At 59.7% G+C, this 17,103-nt stretch carries 17 protein-coding genes; 3 read left to right on the forward strand and 14 right to left on the reverse strand.

The features are described 5' to 3' along the window. Window positions 1-46 precede the first annotated feature (46 nt). The 7 genes from Q0936_RS07640 to Q0936_RS07670 all read right to left on the reverse strand — a co-directional run bounded on the left by Q0936_RS07640 (window position 47) and on the right by Q0936_RS07670 (window position 8,005). Window positions 47-1,114, reverse strand: coding sequence for a LacI family DNA-binding transcriptional regulator (locus Q0936_RS07640; RefSeq protein WP_299377980.1), 1,068 nt, complete (start codon window positions 1,112-1,114; stop codon window positions 47-49). Between the two features lie 55 nt (window positions 1,115-1,169). After that, entirely contained in the window at window positions 1,170-2,315 is a 1,146-nt protein-coding gene (locus Q0936_RS07645; protein WP_299145385.1) for a substrate-binding domain-containing protein, read from the reverse strand. Window positions 2,316-2,400: 85 nt separating this feature from the next. Next, window positions 2,401-3,528, reverse strand: coding sequence for an ABC transporter permease (locus Q0936_RS07650; RefSeq protein WP_299294423.1), 1,128 nt, complete (start codon window positions 3,526-3,528; stop codon window positions 2,401-2,403). After that, entirely contained in the window at window positions 3,525-4,286 is a 762-nt protein-coding gene (locus Q0936_RS07655) for an ATP-binding cassette domain-containing protein (protein ID WP_299145380.1), read from the reverse strand. The genes Q0936_RS07650 and Q0936_RS07655 overlap by 4 nt, the downstream gene beginning before the upstream one ends. 114 nt (window positions 4,287-4,400) lie before the next feature. Further along, complete coding sequence (locus tag Q0936_RS07660) at window positions 4,401-5,441, reverse strand: substrate-binding domain-containing protein (RefSeq protein WP_299294425.1); 1,041 nt, start codon at window positions 5,439-5,441, stop codon at window positions 4,401-4,403. Between the two features lie 28 nt (window positions 5,442-5,469). Continuing rightward, window positions 5,470-6,492 carry an ABC transporter permease gene (locus Q0936_RS07665; protein ID WP_299145376.1) on the reverse strand — a complete coding sequence of 341 codons (1,023 nt, stop codon included), beginning with the start codon at window positions 6,490-6,492 and terminating at the stop codon, window positions 5,470-5,472. Then, window positions 6,479-8,005, reverse strand: a complete 1,527-nt coding sequence (locus tag Q0936_RS07670; RefSeq protein WP_299377982.1) for a sugar ABC transporter ATP-binding protein — start codon at window positions 8,003-8,005, stop codon at window positions 6,479-6,481. The genes Q0936_RS07665 and Q0936_RS07670 overlap by 14 nt, the downstream gene beginning before the upstream one ends. Window positions 8,006-8,173: 168 nt before the next feature. Here Q0936_RS07670 and Q0936_RS07675 point away from each other — a divergent pair, with 168 nt between their 5' ends. Further along, a complete protein-coding gene (locus Q0936_RS07675) occupies window positions 8,174-9,163 on the forward strand; it encodes a LacI family DNA-binding transcriptional regulator (RefSeq protein WP_299297834.1) in 990 nt (329 codons plus the stop codon). 266 nt (window positions 9,164-9,429) lie between these two features. Here Q0936_RS07675 and Q0936_RS07680 read toward each other — a convergent pair whose 3' ends face one another. The 5 genes from Q0936_RS07680 to Q0936_RS07700 are packed head-to-tail and all read right to left on the reverse strand — an operon-like array spanning window position 9,430 to window position 12,918. After that, complete coding sequence (locus tag Q0936_RS07680) at window positions 9,430-10,434, reverse strand: substrate-binding domain-containing protein (RefSeq protein ID WP_299297771.1); 1,005 nt, start codon at window positions 10,432-10,434, stop codon at window positions 9,430-9,432. A 6-nt stretch (window positions 10,435-10,440) separates the two neighbouring features. Then, window positions 10,441-10,773 (reverse strand): hypothetical protein, encoded by a 333-nt coding sequence (locus tag Q0936_RS07685; RefSeq protein ID WP_299145366.1) that lies wholly within the window; start codon window positions 10,771-10,773, stop codon window positions 10,441-10,443. After that, window positions 10,770-11,657, reverse strand: coding sequence for an NAD(P)-dependent oxidoreductase (locus Q0936_RS07690; protein ID WP_299297772.1), 888 nt, complete (start codon window positions 11,655-11,657; stop codon window positions 10,770-10,772). Before Q0936_RS07690 ends, Q0936_RS07685 begins: the two co-directional genes overlap by 4 nt. Next, a complete protein-coding gene (locus Q0936_RS07695) occupies window positions 11,654-12,154 on the reverse strand; it encodes a gluconokinase (RefSeq protein ID WP_299297773.1) in 501 nt (166 codons plus the stop codon). The genes Q0936_RS07690 and Q0936_RS07695 overlap by 4 nt, the downstream gene beginning before the upstream one ends. Next, complete coding sequence (locus Q0936_RS07700) at window positions 12,154-12,918, reverse strand: SDR family oxidoreductase (RefSeq protein WP_299297774.1); 765 nt, start codon at window positions 12,916-12,918, stop codon at window positions 12,154-12,156. The genes Q0936_RS07695 and Q0936_RS07700 overlap by 1 nt, the downstream gene beginning before the upstream one ends. Before the next feature lie 194 nt (window positions 12,919-13,112). Between Q0936_RS07700 and Q0936_RS07705 the strand changes: the two genes are divergently transcribed. After that, on the forward strand, window positions 13,113-14,141 hold the full coding sequence (locus Q0936_RS07705) for an L-idonate 5-dehydrogenase (protein ID WP_299297775.1): 1,029 nt from the start codon (window positions 13,113-13,115) through the stop codon (window positions 14,139-14,141). Window positions 14,142-14,152: 11 nt separating this feature from the next. Here the strand turns inward: Q0936_RS07705 and kynU are convergent, their stop codons facing one another. Both kynU and Q0936_RS07715 read right to left on the reverse strand, forming a co-directional pair. After that, the gene (gene kynU, locus Q0936_RS07710) at window positions 14,153-15,346 is read right to left on the reverse strand and encodes a kynureninase (protein WP_299297776.1); all 1,194 of its coding nucleotides are present in this window, start codon (window positions 15,344-15,346) and stop codon (window positions 14,153-14,155) included. A 1-nt stretch (window position 15,347) separates the two neighbouring features. Next, entirely contained in the window at window positions 15,348-16,187 is an 840-nt protein-coding gene (locus Q0936_RS07715; RefSeq protein ID WP_299297777.1) for a tryptophan 2,3-dioxygenase family protein, read from the reverse strand. 146 nt (window positions 16,188-16,333) lie between these two features. Between Q0936_RS07715 and Q0936_RS07720 the strand changes: the two genes are divergently transcribed. Beyond that, window positions 16,334-17,101 carry an SDR family oxidoreductase gene (locus tag Q0936_RS07720; protein ID WP_299297778.1) on the forward strand — a complete coding sequence of 256 codons (768 nt, stop codon included), beginning with the start codon at window positions 16,334-16,336 and terminating at the stop codon, window positions 17,099-17,101. Window positions 17,102-17,103 lie beyond the last annotated feature (2 nt).

The following is a 17,103-nucleotide window of genomic DNA, read 5'->3' on the forward strand; positions in this document are numbered from 1 at the left end:
ACAAGAAAAAACACCGGCGTTAACCTATTGATTACCTACGGTTTTGCTATTTCGTGCTGCCGCGAAAAGTCAGATCGACCTGAACGGACACCAATTTGCGACTCGCATCCGAGTCACGCGACAGCAATTCGCCAATCAGTTTTCCGGTCTCCCGTCCGATGGTCTTGGGATCGACGGACACGGTTGAGATCGGTGGCATGGCGAACCGCGACACCTCGAAATTGCCAAAACCTGCAACACCAATGTCGCCGGGCACGTTGCGACCAAATGCGGGCATGGCCGACAGCACGCCAAAGGCTGGTGCATCCGACACACAGAACACGCAGTCGGTGTCTGGAAAAGTCTCGAACAATCGGTTGGTCGCGGCAGCGCCATCCTCAATCGACAGAGGCGGTTTGCCGATTTTCAGCACCCGGTCCGTTGGCAGACCCGCTTCGGTCATGGCATCGACATACCCTTTGCGCCGCGCCGCGCCACGGGTCCAGTCGTCATCCGCCTCACCCAGAAAGGTGATGTTCCGGTATCCTTTAGCGATCAAGGCACGGGTCATATCGGCCGCCGCCTGCCTGTTGGAAAACCCGATTGTATGGCCAATCGGGTCGTCTGGCCGTTCCCACAGCTCAATCACAGGGACATGCGCATCGCTGAGCAATGCGACCGTGCGGTCCGAATGCCCGTCATAAGACAGAACAATCGCCTCTGGTCGGCGTTTCAGCATGTCCTCGACCAGCTGTTCTTCGCGCTCAATCGAATAGTCGGTGTGTCCCAACAGGATTTGCTGGCCAAATTGCTCCAACTCTTCGGTCAACGCCTGGACGGTTTCGGCAAAGTGAAGGTTGTTCAGAGACGGCACCAGTACGGCCACGAACCCAGAGCGTTTGGTGCTGAGACTGCCCGCCATGTGGTCGGGGACATAGTTCATGTCCCGCACAACCTTTAGGATCCGTTCGCGCGTATCCTGGGAAATAGGGCTGTCTTTTTTCAACGCCCGGCTCACGGTCATCCGCGAGACACCGGCGGCGCGGGCGACATCCCGCATGGTCACGGGGCCGGAAGGTTTTGTGGGGGCTTGGGCCATATCACGCAGGGTGTTCGCGGTAACAATGCGCGTCAAGGCCTTTGTCAGGGAAATGGGCGCAAACACACAGGAATGCGCCCATAAACCAAAGTTAGCGTTTCAGCGCGCCAACACCGGAGAAGCGGAATGCCTCTTGTTCCAGAGCGTCGATTTCCTCGGCGCTCATCTGATCATGGGCGACCGTGATCCGACCCAGGAAGACGAAGGGCAGTTCGTCTGCGCGGTCTTCAAGATCAGCCTTGATCGCTTCGGCTGTTGCCGCGCCCACGTCATCACCCATGCGCATGGGTGTGGCGTCCAGCTCGCCGCGGCGGATGGCGTCCAGTTCCAGCCCTGTGCCGCCCCAACCGGTCGAGAAGATCTCTTTCTCTTTGCCGACGGACACTTGTGCCTCAACGCTGCCCATCGCCATGGCGGTGTTGGCGTTGTGGATGATCGTAGCCTCTGGATAGGATTGCAGGATCAGCGATGTGCCGGCAAAGCCGCCTTCGCGCTGATACTCACCGTAGTGTTCATAGACGGTGTTCCAGCCTGCTTTTTCCTCGACGCATGCTTTGAAATCGCCCGAGCGCTGGTTGTCGGTGATACCCGGAATACCCCGGTTCATCGCCATTGTGACGCCTTCGCCCAGACGACCGATCATATAGTCGCACATGGTCAACGCACCCGCAGCAGACGAGAAGTCGAACCATGCCGCTGGCTGGTGTTCAAGATCCTTGAGCGGAGTGTGGAAGGCCCAGACATAGGTGGTCAGATCGTCGGTTTCTGCCGCCAGTTTGGAAATGTTGTCTGCCTGAATGGCCAGTTCCGAGGGGCCAAAGACGACATAGTCATAGACGTCCTTGTCCAGCACCACTTGGTTGGCATAGGTCGTTTGCAACGAATGTTCGACCTGACGCGATGCGAATTCGGTTGTTTCATACTCGATGCCCAACTGATCCAAACGCTTGGTCATGGCCAGATAGTTGCGGGCCCAGAAGTCCGAAGTGTCCGACGACGGATAGATCAAAGCGATCTGGATCGGCGCGTCTTGCGAGCCGCTGAATTTCACAGCGTCGCTGCCGACGACCGCTTGCATGGCCTCCAGCTTGCCTTCGGCATTCACCTCAAGCGGCACCCAGTAGTCGCGATCTTCGATACCGGGCAGTTCCTTCAGCGGCAGGGTCGCATGGCCATCTGCCAGTGCCATGCCTGTCATCGCTGTTGCCACGAGGGCTGTGGTTGCTAAAAGTCTCATCTTGGTTCCTCCCTTTGCAATGAGAGCGGGGCCATCGGCCGGGTCGAGGCTGCACCCTCGGCCTGGCCACCCCGCATTTGGCCGTTTACCCGCTGTTCACGGTGTCCCCGGCAAAGACGCCGCCGATTGCAAGCAAGGCAATCAACACGCCGATCAGAAGTGCGGAAAAGCGCACGAGTTTCTGACCTTCCGCGGTTTTGAGGTCGGCAAACCAGCCGCCCCCGCCATCGCGATCTTTCTTTTGAATCCAGGCATAAAGCGCCACCGAGCTGATAATCACAAAGCCCGACGCCACTGGCTGCCAGAAGAATTCAATCCGCAGTGTCACCAGTGCGTTCAGCATCATGGCGAGCAGCAACACGCCCGAGAACGATCCGATGATGGATGCGCGCCCACCAAACAGCGATGTGCCCCCAACAACCACCGCCGCAATGACGTGCAGGTTAAAGAATGGCGCCATCGTTGCCTGAATGGCGTTCTGTTTGCCGGTCAGCATCAGACCGGCCAGCGCCGCACAGGCACCACACAGCACATAGGCATAGACCTTGTGACGTTTCACGCCGATGCCGGTAAGCTCCGCCGATTCCGGGCTGGACCCGATGGCGACGGTGTAGCGGCCAAAATGCGTGCGTTGCAGGATGTAGTAGCCTGCGATCATCGTCAGAATCCCGATCACGGCAGGCGTGGGGATAAAGAACGGCGTTTGACCGCGCCCCATTTCCGTCAACACGTCCGGAAAGCGTGCCAGAACCAGACCCTTGGCCAAGAGCAGCGCGAGGCCCTTGTAAACCAGATCCATCGCCAGCGTCCCGATCAGATCGGGTACGTTCAGGCGCGTGATGATCAGACCGTTGATCAGGCCCAGAAGCGCGCCAATCGACAACGCAATCGGAATGCCGACATAGATCGAGAACCCGAATTGCTTGACCAGAAACGCCATGATGATGGCCGACAGAACGGCAACCGATCCGACGGACAAGTCAATGCCGCGCTGGGTGATGACAAAGGTCATCGCCATCGCCATCGGCATATAAAGGGCGGCGTCCTGCAGGATCAGTTCAAGGTTGCTGATCCGGTAGAACCGATCAGGCGAGGCCACGGCCATGAACAGGAAAATGGCGGCAATCATCGCCATCGGCGCGATGACAGCCATATACGGCTCAAGCCGTTCGCTCAGCGGCGGCTTATAGTCTGCGTCAACTGCGGTGTTCATGCTGCGTCCTCCTTGGCGCCAACGATCATGCCCAGCACTTCCTGGGTCGAGCTGTCTGCTGTCAGCACCACGCCAACGCATTGGCCCCGGCGCTGCACGTGAACGCGGTCGGCGACTTCGAACACGTCATCCAGCGAGTGGCTGATCAGGATCACGGCGAGGCCCTGGGCCTTGAGCGCCTTGATCAGTTTCAGGGTGCGCGCTGTTTCCTGCGGACCCAGGGCGGCGGTGGGTTCGTCCATCACCAGCACCCGAAGGCCCTCGTGATACACGGCGCGCGCAATGGCCACGGCCTGACGCTGCCCGCCCGACAGGCTGTCGGTGGGGGCGTCCAGTGATTTCAGACGCACGCCAAGGCGTTCCATCAGGACCCGCTCGGTCTCGGACCGCATCTTTTTGTTGTCGAGCACGGTGATGCCGAACACTTTTTTGGTCAGCTCATTGCCCAGAAACATGTTGGCCGCAGGATCAAGGTGATCGGCCAGCGCAAGTGTCTGATAGACCGCGTCAATGCCCGCTCTGGCGGCATCTGCGTGGTTGGAAAATTCGATCTTTTGCCCGTCGAGGTAAATGTCGCCCTCGGTCGGTTGGTAAACGCCTGTCAGCACTTTGATCAGGGTCGACTTGCCGGCGCCGTTGTCGCCCACGATGGCGAGCACCTCGCCTGCATATGCCGACAGGTCGACGCCCGCCAATGCGGTGACCCCGCCGAACCGTTTTGTGATGCCCGTCATCTGGACAAGGGGTGTCTCTTGCATGGCGTTATCCTCCGCCAACTCGGATGGGTGGCGCGGATTGTGCGCCGAAACTTTGGTCGTATCTGCAAAGTGCAGGGCCCCGAGCACTCACACCGGGACCCTGCGGGGAGGACCCTATTTCCCCCAAATGGTCGCGTAAGCGTCGCGATAAGGGATGTCAGGGTCAAACGCGTTGCTGTCGCCCAGCTTGGCCAAACCTTCGGGTGTCACCAGTGCGGGCGATGTGATGTAGCCCGAGCAGGGTTCGCCCTGGATCGCACGGTTGAGCTCATCAACGAGCTGCCAGCCTTGCAGGTTCAGCGGCTCAGCCACTGTGATCGCCTGGTAGCCGTTCGACCGAATACGCTGGAACGCAGCTTCGGAACCGTCACCAGCAGACCCCGCTTGGGGACCGGCATCGGGCGACAGACCTGCGGCTGCCAGCGACGGCCCCATAAAGTCGAAATACAGGTCGTTGATCGCCAGCGCGTGTGTCCAGCTGTCACCGTATTTCTGCAACAGCGATGTGGTCAGCGGGCCCATACGTGTCGATGTATCGGCAATCGGCGTGTCCACATATTCAAGGACCTTGCCACCGGCGGCTTCCACGGTTTCCTTGAGGCGGTCTGCCTTGTCGATGGCGATCTGATAGGTGCTGTCGGTAAAGATGACGACACCGATGTCCTTGCCACCATCGTCAATGGCCCACTCGGCGGCCACTTCGGAAACGGTCATCGCGTCGGTCGACACGTTGGAAAAGATCCCGCCGGGTGCATCGCAGCCGATTTTCGGACCAGAGTGCCACGCCACCATCGGAATATCCGAGGCAACAACACCTTCCAATGCGGCCTGCTGTTCCACGGCATCAAATCCGTTGATGATGATCCCGTCGGCCTTGAGCGCAAGCGCCTGACCGATTGCGGCTGTACGACCCTGAATGGAGCCCGCACCGTCCAGAACCCGCACGTCCCAGCCGATTTTGGCCGCGGCCTCTTCGACGCCGTTCGTGACGCCCAGGATGCCGCCGTTTTTCAGGTCACCGGCCACAACCACAATGGATTTGCCGTCTGCACCGGCGGGTCCTGTGGTGGGTCCGTCCCAACCGTCGGCCAGAACCGGCAGGCTGGTGAGCATCGTTGTGGCCAAAAGCCCCGCAACAAATGTTCTCTTTTTCATGTGTCTTCCTCCCTTTGCAATTTCAGTCTCAGCGCTTGTCTGCACCTTTTTTGCGCTGAGCGTATCCCGCGATGCCGATGGCAATCAGCAGGGTTACTCCGTTGAACAGCGGCTCGACCCAGAAGGAGCCGCCGAATTGTTGAATGCCGGAAATGCCGACCGCCAGAATGGCCACACCCACGATGGTGCCCCAGACGTTGACGCGCCCCGGTTTGATGGTGGTTGATCCAAGGAACGCACCCACAAGAGCCGGCAGCAGGAATTCCAGACCGACAGAGGCTTGTCCGATCCGCAATTTCGACGCCAGCAAGACCCCGGCCAGCGCCGTCATTGTGCCGCTCGCCACAAAGGCGCCGATCACGTATTTGCGGGTTGGAATACCGTTCAGTTGGGCCGCTTTTTGATTGGCGCCAATGGCATAGAGATACCGACCGATGGGCGTGTATTCGAGGATGATCCACATCACGACCGTGATCACCACGAGGTAATAGGCGGTGATGGGCAAGCCGAACACAAATGTGGTGTTGAGCGCGTAAAACCCGTCAGGCAACAGCCCCACCATCTGACGCCCGCCCGTGTGCCACAGCGCCAGCGCGTAGAGGACCGTGCCGGTGCCAAGCGTCGCGATAAAACTGTCAATCTTGGCCACTTCGACCAGCAGACCGTTCAGGAAACCGGCTGCAGCACCCAGCACCAGAACCACGGCCACCGCGATGGGCCAGGGCAAGCCCAGCATGGTTTGCAGGCTGATGGCCAGAATATGCCACAGCACGATGCCATACCCGACAGTCAGGTCGATGCGACCAGCGGCCATTGGGATCATGGCCCCCAGGGACAAGAGCGCGATAATCGCTTTGTCCGAGATGATGGACCGCAGGTTCAGCATGGTCGGGAACGTGTTTGGCAACAGCACCGAGAACAGACCGATCAGGAACACCGTCAGAATGACCAGACCATAGACCGGCAGGAAACGCATGATGCGCTTGCCCGTGCTCAGGCCCTTCAGTTCGGCGGAGGTCGGCTCCAGTGCGCCGGATTCAAGCGATTGCATCGACCGCGTTCCCTTCTGTCTTGATGTTTCCAGCCGAGGCCGACTGGATCAGATTTTCTGTCGTGAGACGCGTCCCGCTCAACTCGTCCACGATCGCCCCTTGGCTAAAGACGATTGCGCGGTGGCAGATGGTGGCGATTTCCTCAAAGTCCGTGGACATAATCAGGATCGCGACACCGTCGCCAAGGGCACGGTTCAACAACGCATAGATTTCAGATTTGGCGCCAACATCCACACCGGCGGTCGGGTCTTCGCAAATCAGCAGCTTGCGCTTGGTGGCGAGCCAACGGCCAATGACGACCTTTTGCTGGTTGCCGCCGGACAGCGCTTCGATGGCCAGTGTCGGATCGTTGGGCGAGAGGCCCAGCTCTGCGCCGATGATTGCGGCCTGTTCTGCTTCGACGCGCGGCGACAAGAGGTTCAGCAACTTGCGGCCAATGCCGTCGGGGTTAAGGAACGTGTTCTCGCGGATCGACAGGCTCATGGCGACCGACTCTTCGGTCCGCTCCTTTGCGACCAGTCCGACCCCTGACCGCAACGCGCGTTGCGGCGACGACAGGTCCGGTTCTTCGCCCGCCAACTCGACCGTCCCGGTGTAAGGCACAAGGCCAAACAACGCGCGAGAGATCGCCTCGTGCCCTGCCCCGCGCAAGCCGACCAGACCCAGCACTTCGTTCTTCTGCAGGTCAAACTCCAGCGTCTGCATACCCGGCACTTCAAAATTTCGTACACTCAGCACAGGCGCGCCAATGGCGTCTGTCGCCTTGACCGTCTCGCGGGTTTTACGCCCAACAATCTTCTGAACCAATTCCTCTGGCGTGGTGTGGTCGATGTTGCGCACGCCAACCATCGAGCCGTCCCGCAACACAGCAACCCGGTCCGCAATCTGAAAGATCTCGTCCAGCCGGTGCGACACATAGATCATGCCAACACCGCGTTCGCGCAGTGGGCGCAGCGCTGTAAACAGCCGTTCCACCTCATCCGCGGGCAAGGACGCCGTGGGCTCATCAAGCACCAGAAACTCGCTGTCCACCGCCAAGGCACGGGCAATCGCCACCAAAGACTTTTCAGTGCGGCTCAGGTCTTCGACGCGGGTGGTTGGATCGAAATCGCAATCCACTTTCTTGAGCGCCTCAACGGCAAAATGTTCGACGTCCCGCCATTGGATCAATCCGTTTTTGCGGGAAAAGCCCAAGGCCAGACTGATGTTTTCGGCGACCGTCATCCATTCGATCAGGCCAAGGTCCTGGTGGATAAACGCAACCTTTTGACGCTCACCAAACCCGGCCGGTTTGTGCTGATAAGGTTCGCCATCGATCAGGACCCGGCCACCGTCGGGCGTGTGAATCCCGCCCAGCACTTTGATCAAGGTCGACTTGCCCGCGCCATTCTCCCCGAGCAAGGCAACGATCTCGCCCCGCCCCACGGTCAACGACACATCCTTGAGCGCGTAAGTCCCGCCAAAATGCTTGTCGATGCTGTCAAAAAACAAACCCGTTTGCAGGTTTGGCATGGCGCGTCCTCCCAGACACAGGCCCCAACGTATCCGTTGAGTTACCCGTAACGTTACGCTAGCATCACGTCAGAGCGCGCGCTCTGTCAAGGCTTAAGTTACCCGTAACGTAAGATGGCGTGAAACGTGGAAAAGCAGAACAAAAACAACAAAGTAAGCCTATCTCAGGTGGCCAATGCCGCCGGGGTGTCCAAAATGACTGCAAGCCGTGTTTTGCGCGGCGAAGGCGGGTACTCGGAACAAACGCGGGTCAAGGTCATGGCGCAGGTCGACGCCCTTGGCTATCTGCCGAATCGTTTGGCGACGGTTTTTGCGGGCGACCAAAGCTCCACCTTCATCGGGGTGTCGATCCCGGACCTCGGAAACGAGGTCTTTGCACAGGTCCTGGAGGGCATCGACCGCAAGCTTGGGACGTTCGGATACCAGTCGGTTCTGGGCCTCACACAGCACACGCTGGAAGAGGAAGAAAACTGGATCAAGACGGTGCTGTCGTGGCAACCCGCAGGGCTGATTTTAACCGGCCGCTACCACTCTGCGCGGGCCACGGACATGCTGCGCAATGCCGGTGTTCCGGTGGTCGAGATCTGGGATCTGAACGCCGCACCGCTCGACATGAGCGTGGGCATCAACCACTTTGACAGCGGCTTTGACATGGGCCGATACCTGACCTCTTTGGGGTATCAAAACATCGGATACGTTGGGACGTCACACGACACCGCAAACGCAGCAACAGAGCGATTGCATGGGTTTTGCAAGGCCGTCGAGGGTGCAGGCGGCGCCGTGGTCAAGCAGCTTTGCCTGCACGATACGGCGACGTATTATCCCGGTTTCTACGGCACCGAACAGTTGCTGGCCGCAGCACGCGACATCGAGTGCATCTACTACCAAAATGACGCAATGGCCTTTGGCGGCCTGCAATATTGCGGGGCCAAAGGTCTGACGGTGCCTGGTGATATTGGCATCGCGGGTTGGGGTGATTTGCCGATTGCGTCAGTCATGAACCGCAGGCTGACGTCATGCCACGTGCCACACCTGAAACTGGGGCAGAAAGCAGCAGAGATGATGATGGGGCGGCTGACGGATGAACCAGTGCCGACCTGCACCGATATCGGCTTTCGTCTGATCCCAGGCTCGACCGTAAAAAACAGCGGCGCTTGAAAGGGCGGTCAATTCACAAGTGTACTGCGTGAAAGAGCTTGATGTGGTATCGTTAAGAAAGGGCAGAGAGCGCCTAAAGGCCGGATCGATCGGAACGATTGTTCACGAAAACATACCCGGCAAAGCGTTCATCGTTTAGTTTTGCAATGCATCTGGCCGGACCATTGCGTTGGAAGACCTGAGTGTAGACGACGTCGATCTGGTGCAGGCATGGTGAGCGTTCGGATGTGAACGGGTCGGGTGCTTTCGCAGGAAATGGTGAGCAGTTAGCTCGTCTCGCCCACCACCAATTCCGACCCAACATCCACACGGACCGGTGCGTCGACATCGCCGTCAAAAATCCCCTGCAACAAATCAACAACTTGCCGCCCGATATCTTCGGCCTGCACATTCACCGTGGTGATGCGCGGGTTGGAGACTTTGGCGACCTCGAAATGACCAAAGCCGGTGATGGCAAGGTCGTCCGGCACGCTCAGGCCCATCCGCTGAACCGCGCTCAGGCAACCGAAAGCCACCGGATCAGAGACGCAGACCAACGCGTCATATTGCGCAACATCGCGCCCCAGCGCCTCGATGACGGCCGCACCATGGCGCATTGAGACAGGAGCCGGGCCTGCGTCAATCATCGTAACCTCTGGCAATCGGTGCATGTCAGCCGCGCGGACGACGCCTGCGCGGCGCACGGCTCCTCGCATGTCCGCGCCTTCGGATGCCCCGACAAAGGCCAATTTGCGCCGACCGGTTGCCGCCAGATGTCCAACCACGTGGGCCATGGCATCGCTGTTGGAAAACCCAACCACATGTCCCAGCGGATCACGCGGCAAGTCCCACATTTCGATCACCGGAAGGCCCCTGCCCTTGATCAAGCTGCGCGTGGCATCGGTGTGATGCCCGCCGGTCAAAACCAGCGCCTCAGGGTTGCGGGTCAAAAGCTGGCGCACCAACTCTTCTTCGCGTTCAACGCGGTAGTTGGTACTGCCCAAAAGCAACTGCACACCCGCCGCGCCCAAACCACTGGTCAGCGCCCGAAACGTTTCGGCGAAATTCGCGTTGTTCACCGATGGCAATGTGACTGCGACAAACCCGCTTTTCTGTGTGCGAAAGGCCTGGGCCGTACTGTCGTAGACATAGCCCAACTGTTGCGCCACATCGCGTACACGGGCGCGCGTCTGCGCGTTCACCGTCCGGTCGTCGCGCAGCGCGCGGCTGACAGTCATAGGAGACATGCCAACCGCCTGGGCCACATCGCGCATGGTCACACGGCCCGTCATGCGCGATTACCCGACGTATTCATGCCGTTCGGTCACGTGGTGGTGGATCCGTCCGTCAAAGAACTCGGCCACAATCTCGCCGGTCACGTCCCGCGACTGGGCGCGAAACGGGCTGTCCAGTGCGGCAGCCATCGCGGCATCGTCAGGATAGCTGATCGCAAGGATCAGAGGAAATTCGGGCGCGCCCTCGTCTCGGTCATCGCTGAACATCACGCGCACATCGGAGTTGCCGGGAAACTGACGCCAGAGCGGCACCAATCGCGACAGCACCGCATCGCGAAAGGCGGGGGTTTGTCCGGGCTTTACAGCGCCTTCGAACAGGGCAAATCGTGTGATCATGTTGCAAATTCCTCTTTCGCACCGTTGAAAAATTCCATCACCGCAGCCTGATCCTCGCCGCCCAAACCGGCGGCCGTCAGCATGCGGTGAATTTCGGCGCACAGGCCGGTCATGGGCATCGACGTCCCGGTTTGGCGGGCCAAGTCATTGACCGCATTCAGGTCCTTGACCATGTTGTCGATCCGGCCCGTCCTGCGGTAATCCTTGGCGGCAAAACGCGGCAGGTATTCTTGCAGCAGCGCCGAATCCGCGCGCCCACCCTTGAGAGCTTGCGGGATTTTTTCTGCGTCCACGCCTGCGTCCAGTGCCAATTGCGTGGCCTCTGCCACGGCAAGAAAACCCAACCCACACAGGACCTGATTGATCAGCTTTGTGGTTTGCCCGGCTCCTGACGGCCCCATGTGCGTATAATTCGACGCCACGTGTTTCAGCGCCTGGTGCGCACGCGCCACATCGTCAGGCGCACCACCTGCCATCAATGTCAGCTCACCGATCAACGCCTTTGGCGCACCACCGGACAGCGGGCTGTCGACCCATGCCAACCCGCGTTCAGCAGCCATTTTTGCGAATTTGCGCGTCGCATCAGGTTCGATGGATGACATGTCGATGATCACCGTGCCTTCGGCGGCGCCCTCCACGATGCCGTCCTTGCCAAACGCGGCAAGGCCAACGATGCGAGACGCGTTCAGACTGGTGATGACAAAATCCACGTCGCGGGCTGCCTCGGCGGCAGTGGTCGCCGCAACCGCACCCTTTTCGACCAACGCGGCAACACGGTCCGCATCGAGGTCAAACACCTTGAGCGTATTGCCGGTTTCCAGCAGGCGCGTTCCGATGGCACCACCCATGGCACCGGCACCGATCAGTGCAATCTTTTCACTCATATCATTGTCCCCCGGACGTATTCTTCGGATTGCGCGACGACCTCGTCATACGGGCGGGCGATGTCGATCTCGCTGCCCCATTCACCGGCCTCCAGCCGTTCCAGCGTCGCGAACTGACTGTCGAGCAACGAGGGCGGCATGAAATGACCGGGGCGCGAAGCAACGCGCTGGCTCAACACATCCTTGGGTGCGTCGAGGTGCAGGAAATGCACCGGCTCATCGACTTCTTCGCGGATCCAGTCGCGGTATCTCCGCTTGAGCGCAGAACATCCGACGACAACCGCGCCATCATATTTCGCCATCAACCGACCGACATCCGCCAACCAGGGCGCGCGGTCCGCGTCGTCCAGCGGTGTGCCGCGTGTCATCTTGTCGATATTGCATTTCGGATGCAGGTCATCTCCATCGACAAAAGTCACATTGCACGTTGCCGAAAGCGCGGTCCCGACCGACGACTTGCCACAGCCGGACACCCCCATGAGGACATAGCACCGCATCAGAGCGACGCCGTGATGCCGCCGTCGACGTACAGCGTGTGACCGTTGACAAAGCTTGAGGCCTGAGACGACAGGAACACGGCTGCCCCCACCAGTTCATCCACTTGGCCCCAGCGCCCTGCGGGCGTCCGTTTTTCCAACCAGGCCGAGAATTCCGGGTCAGCAACGAGCGCCGCATTGAGCGGAGTGTCGAAATACCCTGGCGCGATTGCGTTGCACTGCAGACCGTGCTTGGCCCAGTCGGTGGCCATCCCTTTGGTCAGGTTTGCCACTGCGCCCTTGGTCGCCGTGTAAGGCGCGATGCCGGGCCGGGCCAAGGCCGTTTGAACCGAAGCGATATTGATGATCTTGCCAGCGCCGCGCGCGATCATGTGGCGGGCGACGGCCTGACCCACGTGGAAAACGCTGGCGATATTGGTTTGCAACAGACGCTCGAACGCATCAGCGGGAAAGTTCTCCAACTCGGTCCGGTGCTGCATGCCTGCGTTGTTGATCAGGATGTCGATTGGTCCGCTGTCCGCCTCGAAGGCGTCGATGGCGGCACGCACGCCGTTGTGGTCGGTTGCGTCGAACGCCACCGCGTCGACAGTGTGACCGGCGGCACGCATGGTGTCCGCTGCCGCTGACAACTTGGCTGTGTCGCGACCGTTCAAAACGATCTGTGCACCCGCCTGCGCCAACCCTTGGGCCAAGGCAAAGCCGATCCCTTGCGAGGACCCGGTGATCAGGGCGCGGCGGCCCGAAAGCGAAAAGAGCGTGGACATGGAATTCTCCGGGTCTGTGCGGCCGGCGGGATTGACGTTGGCCTTCTGATACCGATAACATGATACCGATAACATCGCCTGTCAATCGGTGAATCGCAACTTCTGTTGAACACTTCCCGCGCCCCAAGGTACGGTCTGGACGTAACGGGGGACGTGCGTCACCATCACTGTGCATACCTTTGAAAGGGACACTCATGAAAGTCATCGTTGCGCATGCCGCCAAGGATCTCAGGGTCGAAACACGCGACCTGCCCTCGCCCGGTGTGGGCCAAGTGCGGATCAAGATGGCGGCGGGCGGCATCTGTGGCTCTGACCTGCATTACTACAACCACGGCGGGTTCGGTGCGATCCGGCTGCGAGAGCCGATGATTCTCGGCCATGAGGTCGCGGGGCATGTGGACGCGGTAGGCGACGGCGTGGACGCGCCCACGCCCGGAACACTGGTCGCCATTTCGCCATCGCGTCCCTGTGGCACATGCGAATATTGCACCAAGGGCGCGCAAAACCATTGCCTCAACATGCGGTTTTACGGCTCGGCCATGCCGTTTCCGCACATTCAGGGCGCGTTCCGCGAGTACATCGTCGCCGATGTCGCGCAATGCGCGGATGCGGGCGATCTGACCCCTGGCGAGGCCGCGATGGCCGAACCTTTGGCCGTGGTGCTGCACGCCGCCCGCCAGGCAGGCGACTTGATGGGCAAACGGGTTCTTGTCACCGGGTGTGGCCCCATCGGCCTTTTGGCCGTGCTGGTCGCGCGCGCGGCGGGTGCTGTGGACATTGCCGCGACAGACATCTCGGATTTCACACTTGGCAAAGCGCGCGACGTTGGCGCGGATGCCACGGCAAACGTCGCCACAACGGCTGACCCGCTTGAAAAATACACCGCGAACAAAGGACACTTTGACGTTCTGTTTGAGTGTTCGGGGGTCGCATCTGCCTTGGCCTCTGCGGTCCCTGCCCTGCGGCCGGGAGCGACGATTGTGCAACTGGGACTGGGTGGCGACATGACCCTGCCGATGCAGGCCATGACCGCCAAGGAACTTCAGCTCAAAGGATCATTCCGGTTCCACGCGGAGTTCTTTACCGCCGTTGAAATGATGCGCACCGGACGGCTGAACGTGAAACCGCTGATCACCCATCAGATCGAGATGGATGACGCACAGGCGGCGTTTGAGCTTGCCTCGGACCGCAGTCAGGCCATCAAGGTGAACGTGACGTTCTGACGGGACACGCATCAGGTGACACGCGACACCGTTTGGTACTTTGGCTCACGCCAAGCTTCGGTTGTCATCACGTTCTCAAGAATCTCAGCGGCGCGGACCACATCCGCCTCGCTGATATAGAGCGGTGTGAACCCAAAGCGCATGATGTTGGGCTGCCTGAAATCGCCGATGACGCCGCGATCAATCAAGGCCTGCATGGCGGGATAGCCGTGTTGAAATGCAAATGACACCTGTGACCCGCGCATATTTGGATCACGCGGCGATGCAAGCGTCAGCATCGGGCAACGGGCCTCGACCTCGCTGATGAACCGCTCTGACAACTGAATGGACGCGGCCCTGATATCGCGCAGGTCAACGCCGTCCCAAACGTCCAACGCGGCGTCGAGTATCGATAATTGAACCACGGACGGCGTCCCCACACGCAGCCGTTCGGTCGACATGGCGGGGCGGTAGTGCCGCTCCATCGCAAATGGCGCGTCGTGGCCCAGCCAACCCGACAAAACCGGTTGCAGGTCCAGCACAATGTCAGGTCGCACATAGATGAAGGCCGGCGCACCGGGTCCGCCATTGAGGTACTTGTACGTACACCCCACCGCAAATTCCGCGTTGCTGGCCGTCAGGTCAACAGGCAGTGCGCCTGCGCTGTGCGCGAGGTCCCAGATCATTACGGCGCCCGCGTCATGCACGGCTTGCGTCACCGCCTGCATGTCGTGCAGTCGGCCAGTGCGGTAATCCACATGGGTCAACATGACCACAGCCACGTCGTCTGTCAGCTCTGACAGAACGTCCTCAGGCGCGGGAGTTTTGAGAACGTAGCCTTTGTCCAGAGTGCGGATCAGGCCCTCGGCCATGTACAGGTCCGTAGGAAAGTTACCGTCGTCCGACAGGATCACCCGCCGATCGGGCCGCATGTTGAGGGCCGCAGCCAGCGCCTGATAAACCTTGATCGACAAGGTATCGCCCGTTGCCACAGAGCCGTCCGCCGCACCAATCAGCCCGGCAATCCGCGACCCGACCTTGGCTGGCAACGCCATCCACCCGGCGGAGTTCCACGCTCGGATCAACTGGTCACCCCACTCACGTGCAATGACTTCGGATGCGCGCGCACCCGCGTGTTTCGGCAGTGGCCCTAGCGAGTTGCCATCGAGATAGATCAGATCCTCGGGCAGCTCGAAGAGGTCGGGTCTTGGAAGATGTGTTGCCATGTCAAAGCTCTCCGCGCAGATGCCAAAGTTCAGGGAACAGTTCGACCTCTAGCATGCGGCGCAGGTATTGCACGCCGGATGTGCCGCCAGTGCCGCGCTTGAAGCCGATAATGCGTTCGACCGTTGTCACGTGATTGAACCGCCAGCGGCGAAAGTAGTCTTCGAGATCGACAAGCTTTTCCGCCAATTCGTATAAGGACCAATAGGTTGCGACATCTTCGTAAACCACTTTCCACCGCGCCTGGATCGCCGGATCGTGTGCGTGGGGTGCATCAAGTGTGGGCGTTGGTGGCTGTGCATCTGGGCCATCGAGGCTGTGATACAAATGGTCAATCACTGCGTCATATAGGCTGGGACGCGCCAGTTCGGCCATCAAGGTCGCGTGGGCCTCTGGCACATGAGCGTGAGGGGCCATCATGTTTGGATTGCGGTTGCCGAGGATGAACTCAATCAACCGGTATTGATGCGACTGAAACCCTGACGATGGGCCCAGGCTTTCCCGGAATGTCGTGTAGTCAGCAGGCGTCATGGTGCGCAAAACGTCCCACGCGCTGTTGAGCTGTTCAAAGATGCGGCTGACCCGTGCCAGCATCTTGAACATATGGCTCATATTGCCCGCGATCAGCGCGTCGCGCGCCGCATTCATTTCGTGGATTGCCAGTTTCATCCACAGCTCACTGGTCTGGTGCTGGATGATGAAAAGCAATTCGTCATGCGCCGGGCTGAGCGGATGCTGTTGCGTCAGCAAAGCATCCAGATGCAGGTAGTCGCCATAGGACATGGCGTCCTTGAACTGCATCTTGGCGCCTTCCTCACTCGGATCATAGGCATTGCCGCTCATGTCTTCCCCCTTCACCTGTCGCGCCATTTTCACGCTCGACCGCGCAACTGCAAGGGTGAGTGGCCGGGATCACTGACAAATCGCAGCCCGGCTTGCACCACTTGGCTGGCCGGTCCAATGTAATCGCATTGAAACCAGAGTGCGCCATGGATCTGAAAGACAAAACTATCGTCGTTACCGGAGCCGCCAGCGGGATCGGGCGCGCACTGTGCGGGGCCTTCGCAGCCGAAGGTGCAAAACTCATCGTTTGTGCTGATCTTGATGCTGAGGGTTCAAGTTCTGTATCTCAAAAGATCAATGGCTTGTCATACGCAGTTGATGTTTCAAACGAAGATGAAATCGCAAGCCTTGTCGATACCGTTGAAAACGAACACGGCCCGATTGACCTCTTCTGCTCAAACGCCGGGGTTCTTGTCGAAGGCGGTGTCGAAACACCCGATGCAGACTGGCAGCGGCTGTGGGATATCAACGTTATGGCGCATGTCTGGGCGGCCCGGCATGTCGTGCCTCGAATGACAGCCAGAGGCGGTGGCTATTTGTTGAATACGGCATCAGCCGCCGGGCTTTTGAACCAGATCGGGTCGGCCCCTTACGGTGTGACAAAACACGCGGCGGTCGGGTTGGCGGAGTGGTTGGCCATGACACACGGGGACGCGGGCATCAAAGTGTCCGTGCTTTGCCCTCAGGCAGTGCGCACGGCCATGACGGATGGGTTCGAGGAACACGTGGCCGCCATCGACGGCATGTTGGAGCCGGAGGATGCGGCACGCGCCTGTGTCGACGCCATCAAGGCCGAGCAATTCCTCGTGCTGCCGCATGCCAACGTACTAGATTACATGCGTCACAAAACGGCTGACTATGATCGCTGGATCGCAGGGATGCGCAAACTCAATCGGATTTACGGCAACGGCTGACC

The organism is uncultured Tateyamaria sp., from assembly GCF_947488715.1.
Lineage (GTDB): Bacteria > Pseudomonadota > Alphaproteobacteria > Rhodobacterales > Rhodobacteraceae > Tateyamaria.